Here is an 18373-nt window from a genome sequence, read left to right on the forward strand (position 1 = left end):
GAGTAAGTCTGTTCATTACGTTTGGCCTCAACCGGCGTAATGAATGGCAGGGCGTGGGAACTTATCGTTCCTGCGCCTCTGTCGATCTGTTCGGCGGTTTTTCCGCCGGACATTTTTATGCTTTACCCCACGAAGGGTTAACACAACACAGGGCATGGCTAAACGGACTGTCACAGGCCGTGCGGTAGCTATGGTTTAAGGCTAACTACCTCCCTTGGGCCTGATGGCTTTGCAACGAGACGGGACTTTTATGGATATGGCTTCTACTTCTTTACTGCGTCGACTCAACCCTTATTGTGCCGTGGCTCTGGATGCAGCGGCGGCACTGTGCCAGACCCGGGCGCATCGCGAAATTACGGTGGAGCATTGGCTGCTGAAGCTGTTGGAAAACGGCGAGGGCGATATTACCGTTATCGCACGGCGTTACGAATGGGATCTGGATCAACTATGGCAGGCGCTTCTGGGCCATCTAGACAGTTTGCCGCATAGCGTTACCCGCCGCCCAAGCCTCTCCGCTCCTTTACTTGGCTTGCTACAGGCGGCGTGGCTCATCGCGTCTCTGGAAGAGAATGACAGCACTATCCGTTCAGTACATCTTTTACAAGCCCTACTCAACCAGCCAAGCTGGCTGCGCGCCAGTAATGCCTGGCCTTTACTGAGCCTGACTTCAGTACAACTTGAACGCTTGCGTCCATTGCTGGATGAACAGTCTGATGAGCGCCCTGAATTGCAACAACAGACTGCCGAGGCTGCGCGGGTTTCCAGCCACCAATCCGGTGAAATGAGTCAATCCACCGATGCTCCTGCATCTGTAAATAAACCCCGGACGGCAGGCCAGGCCGCGCTCGATAAATTTACTACCGATGTTACCGCTAATGCGCGCGCGGGAAATATCGATCCGGTATTTGGCCGCGACAATGAAATTCGCCAGATGATTGACATCCTGTCACGCCGCCGCAAAAACAATCCTATTCTGGTGGGTGAACCGGGTGTCGGTAAAACCGCTTTAGTGGAAGGGCTGGCGCTGCGTATTGCCGAGGGCAATGTCCCCGCCAGTCTGAAAACCGTGCACTTGCGCACGCTCGATCTCGGCATGTTGCAAGCGGGCGCCGGCGTAAAGGGTGAATTTGAACAACGCCTGAAAAATGTCATTGAAGGTGTACAACAGGCCGTAGAACCGGTGCTGCTGTTTATTGATGAAGCGCATACGATTATCGGCGCGGGCAATCAGGCCGGCGGCGCAGATGCTGCCAACCTGTTGAAACCGGCGCTGGCGCGAGGCGAACTCCGTACTATCGCCGCGACTACCTGGTCTGAATATAAGCAATATTTTGAACGTGATGCTGCGCTTGAACGCCGTTTCCAGATGGTTAAGGTCGATGAGCCGGATGACCAGCGCGCCTGCCTGATGCTGCGCGGCCTGAAATCACGCTACGCGCAGCACCATGGCGTACATATTCAGGATGATGCGGTGCAGGCGGCGGTCGTGCTGTCGCGCCGTTATCTAACGGGGCGACAGTTGCCGGACAAAGCGGTGGATCTGCTGGATACCGCCAGCGCCCGGGTACGCATGGGATTGGATACGCGCCCCGAAGCATTAACCCAACTCCAGGCTGAACTAATCGCGCTTGATATGGAACAGCAAGCCATTGAGCAGGATGTTACCGCTTTGCCGCAAACGGACGGCACGCGTCTTACGGCTATCGCTGAACGCCGCGCCACGCTTAATGCCGAGTTACAAGCGCTGGAGCAGCGTTTTCTAGCGGAAAAAGCGATCGCCGATCGTATTCTGAGCGCCCGTCAACATCCGCAGGAAAGCGAATCGTTGGCTGATGTATTGGCTGAACTGGACGAACTTCAGGACGGCGCGCCGCTGCTGTCGCTGGATGTGGATGTGCGCAGCGTGGCGACAGTGATTGCCGACTGGACTGGGGTGCCGCTTGGCAGCTTGTTGAAGGATGAACAGACCAATTTGTTGGCGCTGGAGCAGCAGTTGGGCGAGCGCGTCATCGGTCAGGATCTGGCTCTGACCGCTATCGCTCAGCGGCTACGAGCCGCGAAGACCGGCTTGACGCCGGAGAACGGTCCGTTGGGGGTATTCCTGCTGGTCGGGCCGAGCGGCGTTGGTAAAACAGAAACCGCATTGGCGCTGGCGGACAGTCTGTTCGGCGGCGAACAGGCGTTGATAACCATTAATCTTTCCGAATATCAGGAAGCGCATACGGTTTCGCAACTCAAAGGATCCCCTCCGGGGTATGTCGGCTATGGACAAGGCGGCATTTTGACGGAAGCGGTACGTAAGCGTCCTTACAGTGTGGTATTGCTGGATGAAGTCGAAAAAGCACATCGCGACGTGCTTAATCTTTTCTATCAGGTATTTGACCGCGGCATGATGCGCGATGGCGAAGGGCGGGAAATCGACTTCCGCAATACCGTCATTATCATGACCTCCAATCTTGGCAGCGATGAACTGATGGCGCTGCACGCCCAACTGCCCGAGGCTACGGATGCCCAGCAGCAGGAACTGCTGCGCCCGGTGCTGCGCGACCATTTCCAGCCCGCATTGTTAGCCCGCTTCCAAACAGTGATTTTTCGTCCGCTTGACGCGGCGGCGATGCGGCGCATTGTCGCCATCAAACTGGAACAGGTGGCGCGACGCCTGCGCCGTCACTATGACCTTGATTGCCAGATTGATGAAAGCCTGTACGACGCGTTGGTTGACGCCTGCCTGCTGCCCGATAGCGGCGCACGCAATATCGACAGCCTGCTAAATCAGCAGATCTTGCCGGTGTTGTCGCAGGCGTTGCTGTCGCATTTGGCCCATCAGCGAAAACCGTCTCGTGTGGCGCTGGGTTTTGACGAAGACGAAGGGATAACCCTCGCGTTTAATACTACTGAAGAGGTATGACCATGCTGTCCGTATCCGAACTCGCCGGCCGCCTCACCGGTACGCTGAATCGCTATTCGCTGGCGGTGAGCGGCAGAACCGACCTGGACGTGGAGTCCTTCAGCGCCACCGAGGGGCTGAGCCAGACCTATTGCTACCAGATAACCTTTACCAGCGGCAGCGATATCGCCCCCGGCGAGATGCTGTTGCAGGACGTCACCTTTACCTTTAATACGCCGGGCTCGCTGCTCGGGGATATCGCGCTGTCTGAGGCGGCGCGTGCGGTGCACGGGGTGGTGACGCAGTTTCAGCGGCTGTCGGCGTCGGTGGACGAGGTGCGCTATCAGCTGACGCTGGAGCCGCGGCTGGCGTTGCTGACCAATGCCGGGCGGCCGGCGATATACCAGAACCAGTCGGTACCGGAGATAGTCGAGCAGATATTGCGCCGGCAGCATCAGTTCGAAGGCTGGCAGTTCGAGTTCCGCCTGCGCAACAGCTACCCGCCGCGCGAGCAGGTGATGCAGTGGCAGGAGAGCGACCGGGCGTTTATCGACCGGCTGCTGGCGGAAGTGGGCATCTGGTATCGCTTCGAGATGGACGCGCGGCTGAAAAGGGAAGTGGTGGTGTTCGCCGACGACCAGCAGTTCTACCAGTTTGACGTGAGCCTGCCGCTGCGCAGTCCGTCGGGGATGAACGACAACGGAGTGGAGTCGGTATGGGGGCTGAGCTCGGCGCATCAGGTGGTCAGCCAGTCGGTGCGGGTGAAGGATTACAACTACCGCCAGGCGGGAGACGGCCTGCAGACCGAAGCGGAAGTGAGCGGCGGCGGGGAGAGCACTTACGGGCAGGTGTACCGTTACGGCGACAACTACCTGACGCTGGGTGGCGAAAGCGGTGAGTCGGGCGGCGAGACGGCGGAAGGGGGCGATTTCTACGCGCGGCTGCGCCACGAACGGCTGCTGAATAATCAGCATCAACTGAGCGGGAAGAGCAATGCCTCAACGCTGGCGCCGGGGCAGATGCTGGAAATCGCCGGCGGGGTGCCGGCGATATTCGCCAAAGGGATAGTCATCACTACTATCAGTGCCGGCGCGCGGCGTGACAGCAGCTATATGCTGACGTTTACCGGCATTCCCTACAGTGAAACGGTGGGATTCCGCCCGGAGCCTGAAGCGCGACCGAGGATAGCGGGGACGCTGCCGGCGCGGGTAACGAGTATTACCGCGGGCGACACTTACGCGCATCTGGACAAGATGGGGCGTTACCGGGTGAAGTTCGACTTCGACCTGGATAACTGGAAGACGGGTTACGAAAGCCTGTGGGTGCGTCTCGCCAAACCCTACAGCGGCGACACCTACGGCATGCACCTGCCGCTGCTGGCGGGAACGGAGGTGGCGATAGCGTTTGAAGAGGGCAACCCGGACCGGCCGTATATCGCCTATGCGCTGCATGACTCACGGCACCCGGACCATGTGACGCAGGCGAACAACAAGCGCAACGTCATCCGCACGCCGGCCAACAACAAGCTGCGGATGGAGGACGAGCGGGGCAAGGAGCATATCAAGCTCAGTACGGAGTACGGCGGCAAAAGCCAGTTAAACCTGGGGCATCTGGTGGACAGTACCCGTGAGCAGCGGGGAGAAGGGTTTGAGCTGCGTACCGACCAGTGGGGGGCGATACGGGCGGGGAAAGGGATTTTCATCAGCGCGGACGGCCAGCCCGGCGCACAGGGCGAGGCGCTGGATATGTCGGCGGCGATAATGCAGCTGGAGCAGGCGCTGTCGCTGGCGAAGTCGTTGCAGTCGGGTGCGGGGATAGCGAAGGCGGACGAGGGCGAGAGCGGGAGTCAGACAACGCTGGTGCAGAGCCTGAGCGGATTAACGCAGCCGGGATTACTGTTGCACGGCCCGGAAGGGGTTGGGGTGGTGAGCCCGAAGCAGGTGCATATCTCGTCGGGCGAGGAGAGCGTGTCGCTGGTGTCGAGGAAGGATGTGGACATCAGCACGGGCAAGGCGCTGACGGCGGCGTCGGGCGGGAAGGTGAGTCTGTATGCGTCGAAGTCGGGGATGAAGCTGTTTGCCGGTGCGGGGAAGGTGGCGGTACAGGCGCAGAGCGATGAGCTGGAGCTGACGGGGCAGAAGGATGTGAGCGTGAGCAGCGTGGCGGGCAGGGTGGTTGTCACGGCGGGGGAAGAGCTGACGCTGAGCTGCGGCGGGGGCTATATCCGGCTGAAGGGGGGGAATATCGAGCTGGGTTGTCCGGGAAATATCCTGCTGAAGTCGGCCAATGTGCAGAAGATGGGCGCGGCGAGCTTCGATGTACCACCGCCTGCGCTACCGAGCGGGTGTGGAGAGTTTTTTATTCTGCATAGTGAAAAAAACGGCGAAATTATGCCATTTTCCCGTTACCGCATTACCACCAGTGAAGGGAAAGTTTTCGAAGGGAGTTCAGATAAAGACGGAAAAACCGATGAGATTTTTACTGCCGCTCCCGACAACATAATAATTGAGTTTCCCGACTCATTGGAAGACACAACGCAGAAGGGGAAAACGGAATGACACAAGGAAAAAAACAATCAGGTATGACGACGGCTACCCCTTCCAAAGGTATTCACGTCAATATGCCGGATCGGCAGAAAAAATATTGGGTGGAGTTTTTGCTGCTGGATGAACAGGGAAAGCCGGTTGCCGATATGCCCTATCTGTTGAAAGCGGGGGATGGCGACCGTAAAGGGAAAACAGATGCGCAGGGACTATTACGAGAAGACAATATGCCCTGGTTTCCGGTTTATCTTCTGGTGGCGGCGCAGCCGTTGGCGGATGAGATGGAAAAACGCGAACTACGTCCGTTACGGGGTGAAGAACACTCGGACGTAAAGGTTACGGCGCTAGAGGGCGGACATCAGTATCGCTATGTGCGCATTGGTGAAATCAGCGATGGCGTGCCGGCGATTGAAAACTGGTCGCAGGATCGTCCCCCAACGTTTCATTTCCCCAAGGCGCAACCGGTAGGCGTTCGTGTGGACCGCACAGAATTGGATCGTCGCCATGTGCTGGAAATTTGCCCATTCCGCGCCTGGTCGCTGGTGCTGCATCACCAGCTTGATTATTCGCTGGTCAATGCCTATAACCTGTCGCTGATGGTGGTGCTGTCTTATGCCGAAGATAACGAAGACCAGTCCGGCTCAATTACCCATCTGTTTAACCGACAGATGCTGGATCTTTCCCGTTCTCCCTATCACGTTAATGATATATCCCGTAAACCGGTGGTCAAAGATGTGCCTTTTAGCCAGCGTTATACCGACGTCGGCTATATTGATTCCTTACGGGCCGCTAACCCGGAAGGAAGTACGCAACTATTTTATGCCGCCAATGCCACGGAGATCATCGTGGCCTGGCGCGGCACCGAGATGACGTCGTGGGAGGATGTTAAAACGGATGGCACGTTCCGCCCGCAGTCGTTTAGCTGCGAGATTAAAGTCCCCTGTATAGAGTTGGTCAAGCAAGGTAAAGTCCATAAAGGATTTTGGGATGGATTTTGTCTGATGGATAGTAGTAAAGATAAGGATATTAGGGATAAATATCAGCTAATAGCAGATCTTCTTCTTAAAAAGAGGAAACTATTTGTCTGTGGGCATAGTCTGGGTGGGGCGTTAGCGCTGCTGTACGCCGCTAAAAACCTTGATAACAACCCCATATTATATACCTACGGCATGCCGCGCACCTTTACCATCGGCGCGATACGGGAATTACAGTCGTTACCCCACTTTCGCCATATCAACGCTAACGATGCGGTAACCTCAGTACCGCCGGAGCGCGCGCTGGATAACTACCTGTATGACCTCTGGGGACCGTTGGGCACCACCTTGGGGTTTGCCTGGTCGCTGCTGCAACTGGCCTACCGGGGGGAAGAATATTTTGGTCATCAGGGCGAGGTGGTGCATTTTTGCGAGGCAGCCTCAACCCAACAGTGGAGTGAAGAGCGTAATCCACGAGTTACCGTTACCGTCCGTCGGCGCTTACCGAAAAAAGCCAAACTGCTGCTCGCCCCCAGCCTGAATGAAGCCGAAAATCAGCAGGCGAAAGACAATCAGCAAGAATTGATGCAACGGCTGGACTCGGACAGCCGGAAAAACTATTTCCCGCGTTGGAGCAACCCGACGCTAAAAGATGCGCTGAACTTCAGCGACCACTCGTCGCTAAACTATGCCCAGTACCTGGGGGAGCGACTGGCGGAGGCGGCCAGCGGTGAGGAAAGCGGGAAATATTATCAGGATAAGCAGGCCTTCCGGCGGCAGTTGGCGACCTATCAAACGGATATGCCGCAGCAGGAATATCAACGCAATCTGGCCTTTCTGGCGCTGGATAAGCAATTTGCGCAAACACTGTTGAAGACCAGGGAGTCTTCCGCAGGGCAGAACGCTTTATTACGCTATATCACCGAGGATCAAAAAGCATGAAATTCATCAACGGGCTGATACTGTTCGCTATCGCGCCGCTGTCGGCCTGCGCGCCGAAGCGGGATTTTACGCTTTCGCCGCCGGCAAATACCCAGTGGGTAGATATTGAAGTGGTGGCGCCGCTGAATACCACGGCGTTTCCACTCAATGCCTTATACCGCTCCAGCGTTTGTCTGCATGAAAGACGTCAGGCGGATATGAGCAAAGTGAAAAGCCGAGGATACAACCCGGTACATATGGCGTTGCAGCTGGATGCGGGTGGACGGGTATACCGCCAGCGGGTGGCGGTGGACGGCGGCGGACCTTGCGAGTGGAAGCTGAGCATGATCACACTGGGGATCGAATATAGCCGCACCGATCATTTGGTTAAGGATGCTGAAATTGGAACGGCGGTTGGCTTAAAAGTAGCCTTTGATAATGAAGCGTCTAATAATGGTTATTATGCACCAGTGCACAATGAGTTAATATATTCCTTAGTGTATTATCCTTACATAAGAGAATCATACTTGGGTAAACCTGAGAGATCTTTATCATTATATGGAGAGAAAAGCTTTATGCCGTATCGAATAACTATAGATACGGATAAAAATGGGAAAATTGTCTTTTTACCAACAGTAGATGAAAAAAAAATAGTAAAATTGGAGGGGGGGCGAAGTATGAAAGATAATGACAATGGTAAAATCATTTACCCTGATGGCTCGATTGATAAAGATAAGGTTAGACCTGATTACAATAAGCTAAAAAATATGAAGTAACGCTTTGATGATAGCTTGGTATGCTGGAGAGCTAATATTCATTAAATTTAAAATGTTAGCAACTTGACAGAATAGATGGCAACTACTTATAACAGCCCCAGAGGGCTGGAGCGTAGCGGCACGTAATCACCGAGAATCAAAAAGCATGAAATTCATCAACTGGCTGATACTGTTCGCTATTGCGCCGCTGGCGGCTTGCGCGCCGAAAAGGGATTTAACGCTCGCGCCGCCGGAGAATGCCCAGTGGGTAGATATTGAAGTGGTGGTGCCGACGAATACCACGGCGTTTCCACTCAATGCCTTATACCGCTCCAGCGTTTGTCTGCATGAAAGACGTCAGGCGGATATGAGCAAAGTGAAAAGCCGGGGATACAACCCGGTACATATGGCGTTGCAGCCGGATGCGGGTGGACGGGTATACCGCCAACGGGTGGCGCTGGACGGCGGCGGACCTTGCGAGTGGAAGCTGAGCATGATCACGCTGGGAATTGAATATAGTCGTACCGATCATTTGGTCAAGGATGCTGAAGTGGGAACGGCAGTTGGCTTAAAAGTAGCGTTTGATAATGAGGCATCTAATAACGGTTATTATGAGCCAGTAAAAAATGAGTTAACACATTCATCAGTTTATTACCCTGTTGAATTGAATTGGAATGAAGCTAACAAGCCACTTGAGTTGTATTTATTCGGTGAACATAGCTTCTATCCTTATAGAATGTTCATTGATAAAGGTGTAAGTGGAAAAATAAAATTTTCTCCTGTTGTGGATGAATCGAAGTTGGTTCGACAAATATCACCTAAAGGAAATAAGGTTGGTGTTTATTTTAAAATTATTTATCCTGATGGTACGGAAACAGCCAATCCAAATAATAGACCTGATTACAATAAGTTAAAAAACATGAAGTAGTGTTTTAGATAAATCCCAGGCATGAAATATTCTCAATCGTTCTGTGAGGGCGCAGGACGATCCGTAAACATCAGCGAGTATGAGTGAAGCGGTACGTAATCACCGAGGATCAAAAAGCATGAAATTAATCAACTGGCTGATACTGTTCGCTATCGCGCCGCTGTCGGCCTGCGCGCCGAAGCGGGATTTTACGCTTTCGCCGCTGGCAAATACCCAGTGGGTAGATATTGAGGTGGTGGCGCCGCCGAATACCACGGCCTTTCCACTCAATGCCTTATACCGCTCCAGCGTTTGTCTGCATGAAAGACGTCAGGCGGATATGAGCAAAGTGAAAAGCCGGGGATACAACCCGGTACATATGGCGTTGCAGCCGGATGCGGCTGGGCGGGTGTACCGCCAGCGGGTAGCGGTGGACGGCGGCGGCCCTTGTGAGTGGAAGCTGAGCATGATCACGCTGGGGATTAAATATAGCCGTACCGATCATTTGGTCAAGAATGCCGAAGTAGGTCCAGGCTCAGGGCTAAAGGTGGCTTTTGATAGTGAGGCATCTAATAACGGTTACTATGAACCGGTACGCAATGAGCTAGCCTACTCCGCAGTTTATTATCCTTTTTTGATTGAACACTATTTGGGCGAATCTAAAAGAGAATTATGGATATATGGTGAACAGGATTTTAGACAATATTTAATGAAGATAAATGAGGGAAGAGTCGGAAAAATAATATTTTTACCTAAGTTGGATGAAAAAAAAATAGTGACATGGCAAGGTGTGAAAAAAATGAATGCAGGAGAAAAAAGTAAAATTACTTATCCTGACGGTTCGGTTGCTTTTGGAAAGACAGATCCTGATTACAATAAGCTGAAAAATATGAAGTAGTGTTCCCAAAAAAACATATCGATAAATCCCAGATGTGTAATATTTTACAAGCGATTAACAATAGCATGCAGATGGTTTCCCTGAGGTTCAAAAAGCATGAAATTCATCAACTGGCTGATACTGTTCGCTATCGCGCCGCTGTCGGCCTGCTCGCCGAAGCGGGATTTTACGCTTTCGCCACCGGCAAATACCCAGTGGGTAGATATTGAGGTGGTGGCGCCGCTGAATACCACGGCGTTTCCACTCAATGCCTTATACCGCTCCAGCGTTTGTCTGCATGAAAGACGTCAGGCGGATATGAGCAAAGTAAAAAGCCGGGGATACAACCCGGTACATATGGCGTTGCAGCTGGATGCGGGTGGACGGGTATACCGCCAGCGGGTGGCGCTGGACGGCGGCGGACCTTGCGAGTGGAAGCTGAGCATGATCACACTGGGGATCGAATATAGCCGCACCGATCATTTGGTTAAGGATGCTGAAATCGGAACGGCAGTTGGCTTAAAAGTAGCCTTTGATAATGAAGCTGCCAATAATGGTTATTATGAGCCGGTAAAAAATAAACTGACTTATACTTCAGTTTACTATCCTTATATCAGAGAGTTTTATTTGGGTAAGTTTGAAAGATCACTGTCGTTATATGGAAAGAAAAGTTTTATGCCTTATAGAATGACAATAGATATGGGGAGCAATGGGGAAATAATATTTTTACCTAAATTGGATGAAAAAAGAATAGTAAAATGGCAAGGCGTAAAAAAAATGGATGAGGGGGAGGGAAGTAAAACTATTTACCCAGATGGTTCGATAGATATGAAAAAAGGAGATCCTGATTATAATAAGCTAAAAAACATGAAGTAATGCTCTGGAGGGTATATTAGAAAATATCGCTTGAGGACTATTTTCTCAATCAGTCTATTCTGGCGCAGAACGATCTGTAAACTCTGCCAGTCATACAAAAAATGCCCAGAAAGTAATAGTGTAGCGGAACGTAATCACCGAGGATCGAAAAGCATGAAATTAATCAACTGGCTGATGCTGTTTGGTATTGCGCCGCTGGCGGCTATACGCCCATTTGAAATAGTTCGTAAGCGGAAAGCTTTTGCGCAAAAAATTAGATAGCACTTCAACGTTAGGTGATAAGGCGGGTATAAAAAATAGAACCTTTGACAACGACTAAGATCAGAATGTCACCGTATTCTATATTTCCTGACTCATCGTGACTAAAACACCACAAAGAGACGATGTATTTACCTATCAAACAGCTTTCCTTTACTCGAACATTGTAATCAGGGGAGTGTGGTTTCCCTATTAATATAACTCTCAAACATTCTTAATTTTTAGATATGGAGCTTATTATGTCCAAAGGATTTGTGCTGCTTGGCGATAAAACTACGCACGGCGGCCAGGTTATTTCGGCGTCATCCACAATGGTCGTCAACGGTAAAAAAGTGGCGCTGGTAGGTGACAAAGTCAGTTGCCCGATGAAAGGACACGGTATCACCGTTATTCTTGAGGGCGCATCAGATTTTATATCCGACGGTAAACCTGTGGCGGTAAACGGCAGTCGCTGTGGTTGTGGATGCCAGCTTATTTCAAGTATTACGGATTTTTTTGTAGGGTAATGAGTATGTCCTGGAATAGGCCCGTTATAACGCCGTTAGTTGAACCGAGTCCGCCGGTTGTACGGCGTTGGATTAGTGCGCTGTTAGTTTTAATATTCAGCTGTTTCAGTGGCCGAATATTTTTTCCGACTGGTATCCCCCTGCCTGGCTTGCAGTTAACGCTAAATACAAACTGGCCGCTGATTGCTACCTCGCTCGGTTTGCTATGGATTTTAGTCCTTGGCATCCGGTTTTACTTTTATGGGCATCGGCTGGAGTGTTACCGGCTGTGGCAAGACGAATGTAGCAAGGCCGACGAAGCATGGAGGCTATGGGCTAGCCGTTATATGGCTATCATCAAGTCGGGAGTATTGCTCCCAGGTCAGATTACCGCTTCTATGATCTATAGCGCCGAAAGCGATATTGAAGTCAGCACTGGTCTGATCAAACACATCGACTCTTTTCCAAAAGAGTTGGCTCCAAGAGTGTCGTTATTACTGTCTTCAGTTGCTAACGAGATTATGGCGTTGCCGGGAGAGATCTCGCTCAACGTTACGCTCATGGTGAATGAGTCACTCAACAATGAGGCGGTTGTTAACGATGCTTTCATGCAAGGCTGGCAGCAGCATATTGGAAACCTGTACACCTGGCAGCGGTTAACGATAGTCAATAGTTTGTCGCCGATGGTGATGGAAGACTGGATCAAATCACCCGCCCCTGAAGCTACGCTGTTACTGGTTGCACAACGTTCAGACATGGATGAATTTTCTGATGGGTTGGCGGTGATGCTGCTGATAAACGATGACCATGCACAGCGTTGGGGATTCGGCGGCCAGACAAAAATTTACCGTCCCATGGTAATCGATAAAGATCAAATGGCATTGCAATATCAATTATTTATTAATACGCAACCGCCTGCGCGTGCCGCTAAAGGACTTTTACTATCGGACGGCGAAGGTAGCCTTCATGCGGCCGATATTTTGCAGCAATCCCTTGATGGCAAGGGCAACCTTGATGTCTCCCTTGTTCGTAATCTGGAAAGTTTTATTGGCCCGAGCGGTCCGGCTGGCTCCTGGCTGGCGCTGGCGCTGGCGGCTGATCTTGCTTTAACTCATCAGGATAATTATACGGTGCTAGCGCAAGATGACAGTCAGTGGACGGTTAGCACGATTCAACCCTCGTTGGAGCATCATTAATATGTTCGGTAACAAGTGGAATAGGACAGGGATTTTCGCACTCTTTGTTGCTATGGCATCGGCCCTCGGTTATTTGACCTGGCGCTATGGCAACAGTTTTGGTTTGGATGCACAGGAAAGGAAAGTAATGATTGTAGGCCTGACGGTCGGGTTGTTTATTATTTTCCGGCTTATACAACTTATTATGGCGCTAACTAACCGTGCGCGAACTCGGCTGGCGGCGGAAAAAAACGATATTTATCCTGCAAAGGAAAGCCGCGTCGCGGGAAATAATAATGAAAACGGATTTCTGGATGGACTGAAACAGCATCTGCATTACCGCTATGGTCGCGGCTGGCGCCGTAAAGTGAATCTTTTGCTGGTAATGGGAAAAGCGGATGAAGTCGAGCTGGTCACGCCGGGACTGACACAGCAGCAATGGCTTGAAGGTGATGGCGTGGCGCTGATTTGGGGCGGAGAACATACTGGCGCGCTTGATCATGAAAAATTGAAAGCGCTACGCCAGCTTCGTCGGCGTCCTCTTGATGCTATGGTCTGGATCGCAGGTGAAAAGAGTGCGGAAGATGCGGTTTTCGCCGACGCAATGGCCCGCCGCCTGCATGAGGGTTATCGCGCGCTTGGGTGGAATGTGCCGCTGTACCTTTGGCAGGTGCGCCAAAGCCAGTGGGATCAGCAGGATCGCGATACTCAGCCGGTGGGTTGCGTATTGCCGGCCGGATGCAAACCGCATGAACTGGCGGCCGGTCTTGACCTGCTGACCCCGCGCCTGACGCAAAAGGGAATGCAGCAGGTGATGTCGGATCCGCGTCATGATTTTCTGCTGCGGCTGGCGCAGGATCTTGCCGGCGGCGGCATTGACCGTATTAAACAGGCGCTGACGCCGCTTATCGTCGGGCCGCAGTCGGTGCAACTGGCCGGGATGATGTTCAGCCTGCCGGTCGCGGCGCGGGAAAGCGTCGCCAGCCACGGCTGGTTACCGGATGCCAGTTGGAGCGGACTTATTCACGATGCCGGCTATCTGCCCGCCCGTCGGTTGGGTGTGGATTGGAATCGGACGGCCCAGTGGGGGATTATCGGGTTGGCCCTGGTTTGGGGAGCGGGCAGCCTGATGTCTTTCCTGAATAATCGCGCGCAGATAATCGGCAACGGCCAGTTAGCCGATAGCGTATTGAAAGAGGATGCCGGGATAAGTGAGCGCCTGCTGGCGCAGTTGTCGCTGCAACAGGCGATGGGGCGGCTTGAACATAACGTACAGGCGGGGAGTCCGTGGTATACGCGCTTCGGGCTGGACCGGAGTCAGGCGCAGCTTGACGCCCTGTGGCCGGTTTATCAGCGCAGCAATGACCGCCTGATGCGCGATGCCGTCTCCGAACGTCTGCATGACGAAATAGCATTGCTCAGTCTTCAAAAACGTCAAGATGCCGGTCCGCTTTATAACAGCCTCAAGGCGTATCTGATGATGGCGCGGCCGGACAAAACGGAACCGGCATTTCTGGCCCAAAATCTGGCCCGGATCTGGCCGCAGCGCGAGGGCGTGGCGGAGGGCGTCTGGCAGGCGACCGCGCCGTCTCTGCTGGCGTTTTATGCGCAACATCTGCCCGCGCATCCTGAGTGGCGCATTGAGCCGGATACGCGTTTGGTCGCCCTGGCGCGCAAGTCGCTGTTGCGGCAGTCCGTCCGGCAGGATATGGAAAATGCGCTGTATCAGAAAATGCTGCAGCAGATCGCCCATCAGACGCCTGATCTGACGCTGACACAGTTGACGGGCGATACCGATGCGTCTTTGCTGTTCACCAACGACGGCGTCATACCCGGCATGTTTACCCGTCAGGGCTGGGAAAATCAGGCGCGGGAAGCGATTGACAGAGTAGTGAGCCAGCGCAGCGCCGAGGCCGACTGGGTGCTGAGCGATAACCGAGCCCATGAGCAGGCGCTGTCGTCGGACGACCTGAAGGCACGGCTGCGTGAACGTTACTTCAACGATTTCGCCACTGCCTGGCTGGATTTTCTCAATAACATGCAGTGGCAGCCTGCCGCTTCGCTCTCAGACTCCATCGATCAACTGACGCTGATGGCCGATGCGCGCCAGTCACCGCTGAGCGCGCTGATGAAAGCCATTGCCTGGCAGGCGGCCACCGGCAAGGACGCGCTTGCCGTCGGCGGTGCGGTCGAGCAATCAACCCGCAATCTGTTCCGCCGAAGCGATAGCGAGCAGGACAAACTGCTGGCGAGCCAGCCCGCTCCGCTGGATGAGACTTTCGGCCCGCTGCTGGCGGTGCTGAATCCTCAGGCCGCCGGACAGGACAATAACGGACTGACGCTTCAGACCTTTTTGATCCGCCTGACGCGGGTGCGTCTGAAATTGCAACAGATCACCAACGCGCCGGATCCGCAGGCGATGGCGCAGGCGATGGCGCAAACGGTGTTCCAGGGCAAAACGGTCGATCTGACGGATACCCGCGACTATGGCAGTCTGCTGGCGGCCAGTCTGGGGCAGGCATGGAGCAATTTCGGCGACGCGCTGTTCGTACAACCGGTCGAGCAGGCGTGGAAAGAGGTGCTGTCTCCTACCGCGTCCAGCCTGAACACGCAGTGGCAGCATGCCATCGTGGATGAGTGGAATGACGCGTTCGACGGACGTTATCCGTTCCGGGCCACCTCAAGCGACGCGTCGCTGCCGCTGTTGGGGCAATATCTGCGCGCCGATACCGGGCGCATTGCCCGCTTCCTCGAAACCCGGCTGAACGGTGTATTGCATAAAGAGGGCAGCCAGTGGGTGCCGGATGCTATCAACAGCCAGGGCATGAACATCGATCCTGAGTTTCTGAGTCGCATCAACCAGCTTAGTCAACTGGCGGATATTGTGTTTGCCGATGGCGACGCGGGGATGCGTTTTGAACTGATGGCGCGCCCGGCGCGGGATATTGTGCAGACTGATTTGACCATTGACGGACAAAACATTAAATATTTCAACCAGATGGAGAGATGGGGCGCGATAGGGTGGCCGGGCAATCATTTCCGGCCGGGCGTGATGCTGACCTGGACAAGCACGACATCGGGCAATCGTGAATACGCCAATCTGCAAGGGCCGTGGGGGCTAATTCGCCTGTTGGAAAAAGCGCAGGTGACGCCTATCGACAGCAGCCGTTACCAGCTGGTGTGGCGTGCTCAGGACGGTCTGCCGCTCAACTATGTGTTGCGAACCGAGCTGGGTAAGGGGCCGCTGGCGCTGCTGGAGTTGCGCAATTTCCGGCTGCCGGAGAAGATTTTTGTTGAATAAACAAGGAGGATAACCATGCTGTCCGTATCCGAACTCGCCGGCCGCCTCACCGGCACGCTGAACCGTTATCAACTGTCTGTTTCTGGCCGAAGCGACCTGGACGTGGAGTCCTTTAGCGCCACCGAGGGGCTGAGCCAGACCTATTGCTACCAGATAACCTTTACCAGCGGCAGCGATATCGCCCCCGGCGAGATGCTGTTGCAGGACGCCACCTTTACCTTCAACGCGCCGGGCGTCACGCTCGGCGATGTGGCGCTGCCTGCGGCCTCGGCGCGGGCGGTACACGGGGTGGTGACGCAGTTTCAGCGGCTGTCGGCGTCGGTGGACGAGGTGCGTTATCAGCTGACGCTGGAGCCGCGGCTGGCGTTGCTGACCAATGCCGGGCGGCCGGCGATATACCAGAACCAGTCGGTGCCGGAGATAGTCGAGCAGATATTGCGCCGGCAGCATCAGTTCGAAGGCTGGCAGTTCGAGTTCCGCCTGCGCAACAGCTACCCGCCGCGCGAGCAGGTGATGCAGTGGCAGGAGAGCGACCGGGCGTTTATCGACCGGCTGCTGGCGGAAGTGGGCATCTGGTATCGCTTCGAGATGGACGCGCGGCTGAAAAGGGAAGTGGTGGTGTTCGCCGACGACCAGCAGTTCTACCAGTTTGACGTGAGCCTGCCGCTGCGCAGTCCGTCGGGAATGAACGACAACGGGGTGGAGTCGGTATGGGGGCTGAGCTCGGCGCATCAGGTGGTCAGCCAGTCGGTGCGGGTGAAGGATTACAACTACCGCCAGGCGGGAGACGGCCTGCAGACCGAAGCAGAGGTGAGCGGCGGCGGGGAGAGCGCTTACGGACAGGTGTACCGCTACGGCGACAACTACCTGACGCTGGGTGGCGAAAGCGGTGAGTCGGGCGGAGAGACGGCGGAAGGGGGCGATTTCTACGCGCGGCTGCGCCACGAACGGCTGCTGAATAATCAGCATCAACTGAGCGGGAAGAGCAATGCCTCAACGCTGGCGCCGGGACAGATGCTGGAAATCGCCGGCGGGGTGCCGGCGATATTCGCCAAAGGGATAGTCATCACTACTATCAGTGCCGGCGCGCGGCGTGACAGCAGCTATATGCTGACGTTTACCGGCATTCCCTACAGTGAAACGGTGGGATTCCGCCCGGAGCCTGAAGCGCGACCGAGGATAGCGGGGACGCTGCCGGCGCGGGTAACGAGTATTACCGCGGGCGACACTTACGCGCATCTGGACAAGATGGGGCGTTACCGGGTGAAGTTCGACTTCGACCTGGATAACTGGAAGACGGGTTACGAAAGCCTGTGGGTGCGTCTCGCCAAACCCTACAGCGGCGACACCTACGGCATGCACCTGCCGCTGCTGGCGGGAACGGAGGTGGCGATAGCGTTTGAAGAGGGCAACCCGGACCGGCCGTATATCGCCTATGCGCTGCATGACTCACGGCACCCGGACCATGTGACGCAGGCGAACAACAAGCGCAACGTCATCCGCACGCCGGCCAACAACAAGCTGCGGATGGAGGACGAGCGGGGCAAGGAGCATATCAAGCTCAGTACGGAGTACGGCGGCAAAAGCCAGTTAAACCTGGGGCATCTGGTGGACAGTACCCGTGAGCAGCGGGGAGAAGGGTTTGAGCTGCGTACCGACCAGTGGGGGGCGATACGGGCGGGGAAAGGGATTTTCATCAGCGCGGAGAGGCGGGAGCGCGCCGGTTCCGAACAGCTGGACATGCAGGAAGCGATAGCGCAGTTGGTGAATGCCCGGTCGGAAGCGCAAGGGCTGCGGCATGCGGCGCAGGCGGCGAGGGCGGAGCTGGCGGATATCGAGAAGCAGACGGCGCTGCTGAATGAGACGCTGAAGGCGCTGAAACAGCAGGCGGTGCTGATATCGGCGCCGTCGGGGATAGCGCAGGTGACGCCGGGGAGCGTGCAGTTGTCGGCGGGCGAGAATCTGATAGCCACGAGCGGAGCGGACGGGGATATCAGCATCGGCAAATCGTTTCGTGTGGCGGTGAGGGAGACGCTGAGTCTGTTTGCGCATCGGCTGGGAATAAAGCTGCTGGCGGCGGCGGGCAAGGTGGAGGTGCAGGCGCAGAGCGATGCCATGGACCTGCTGGCGCAAAAGCAGCTGACGGTGGCGAGTCAGGACGACAGGGTAGTGGTGACGGCGAAGACGGAACTGCTGCTGACCAGCGGCGGAGCGTTTATCCGCATCAAGGATGGTCAGATTGAGCTGGGGGCGCCGAATAACGTGATATTAAAAACCCCGGCTCTACAGCGCATGAGTGCGGCCAGTATTAATGCAGCAGTGCAGTTGCCGCAAGGCTGCGAGCAGGGTGTGGAAACCGCAGCGCGGAATCAGGAATCTTTCGTTACGCTCAGTTCATGATGTGTCTTTCAGGG

The 18373-nt window shown here is 54.7% G+C and carries 11 protein-coding genes; all 11 read left to right on the plus strand.

Going from position 1 to position 18373, the window contains the following annotated elements; translation table 11 throughout:
• Positions 1 to 250 precede the first annotated feature (250 nt).
• Positions 251 to 2908, plus strand: coding sequence for a type VI secretion system ATPase TssH (gene tssH / locus ACN28R_RS03935; RefSeq protein WP_095833641.1), 2658 nt, complete (start codon positions 251 to 253; stop codon positions 2906 to 2908).
• 2 nt (positions 2909 to 2910) lie between these two features.
• A complete protein-coding gene (locus ACN28R_RS03940) occupies positions 2911 to 5445 on the plus strand; it encodes a type VI secretion system Vgr family protein (RefSeq protein WP_095835721.1) in 2535 nt (844 codons plus the stop codon).
• Complete coding sequence (locus tag ACN28R_RS03945) at positions 5442 to 7346, plus strand: lipase family protein (RefSeq protein ID WP_095833642.1); 1905 nt, start codon at positions 5442 to 5444, stop codon at positions 7344 to 7346. Before ACN28R_RS03940 ends, ACN28R_RS03945 begins: the two co-directional genes overlap by 4 nt.
• On the plus strand, positions 7343 to 8101 hold the full coding sequence (locus ACN28R_RS03950) for a hypothetical protein (protein WP_095833643.1): 759 nt from the start codon (positions 7343 to 7345) through the stop codon (positions 8099 to 8101). Before ACN28R_RS03945 ends, ACN28R_RS03950 begins: the two co-directional genes overlap by 4 nt.
• Before the next feature lie 145 nt (positions 8102 to 8246).
• Positions 8247 to 9008 (plus strand): hypothetical protein, encoded by a 762-nt coding sequence (locus tag ACN28R_RS03955; RefSeq protein WP_095833644.1) that lies wholly within the window; start codon positions 8247 to 8249, stop codon positions 9006 to 9008.
• A 118-nt stretch (positions 9009 to 9126) separates the two neighbouring features.
• A complete protein-coding gene (locus tag ACN28R_RS03960; protein ID WP_095833645.1) occupies positions 9127 to 9885 on the plus strand; it encodes a hypothetical protein in 759 nt (252 codons plus the stop codon).
• A 96-nt stretch (positions 9886 to 9981) separates the two neighbouring features.
• Positions 9982 to 10740 carry a hypothetical protein gene (locus ACN28R_RS03965; RefSeq protein WP_095833646.1) on the plus strand — a complete coding sequence of 253 codons (759 nt, stop codon included), beginning with the start codon at positions 9982 to 9984 and terminating at the stop codon, positions 10738 to 10740.
• A gap of 497 nt (positions 10741 to 11237) precedes the next feature.
• Positions 11238 to 11504: a PAAR domain-containing protein gene (locus tag ACN28R_RS03970; protein ID WP_095833647.1), complete on the plus strand. Its 267-nt coding sequence runs from the start codon at positions 11238 to 11240 to the stop codon at positions 11502 to 11504.
• A gap of 326 nt (positions 11505 to 11830) precedes the next feature.
• A complete protein-coding gene (locus ACN28R_RS03975; protein WP_095833648.1) occupies positions 11831 to 12679 on the plus strand; it encodes a hypothetical protein in 849 nt (282 codons plus the stop codon).
• Positions 12680 to 12806: 127 nt separating this feature from the next.
• Positions 12807 to 15959 (plus strand): ImcF-related family protein, encoded by a 3153-nt coding sequence (locus ACN28R_RS03980; protein WP_183096845.1) that lies wholly within the window; start codon positions 12807 to 12809, stop codon positions 15957 to 15959.
• Positions 15960 to 15974: 15 nt separating this feature from the next.
• Positions 15975 to 18359 (plus strand): type VI secretion system Vgr family protein, encoded by a 2385-nt coding sequence (locus tag ACN28R_RS03985; protein ID WP_095833650.1) that lies wholly within the window; start codon positions 15975 to 15977, stop codon positions 18357 to 18359.
• Positions 18360 to 18373 lie beyond the last annotated feature (14 nt).

Origin of the sequence: Brenneria goodwinii, from assembly GCF_002291445.1 — a bacterium.
GTDB classification, from domain to species: domain Bacteria; phylum Pseudomonadota; class Gammaproteobacteria; order Enterobacterales; family Enterobacteriaceae; genus Brenneria; species Brenneria goodwinii.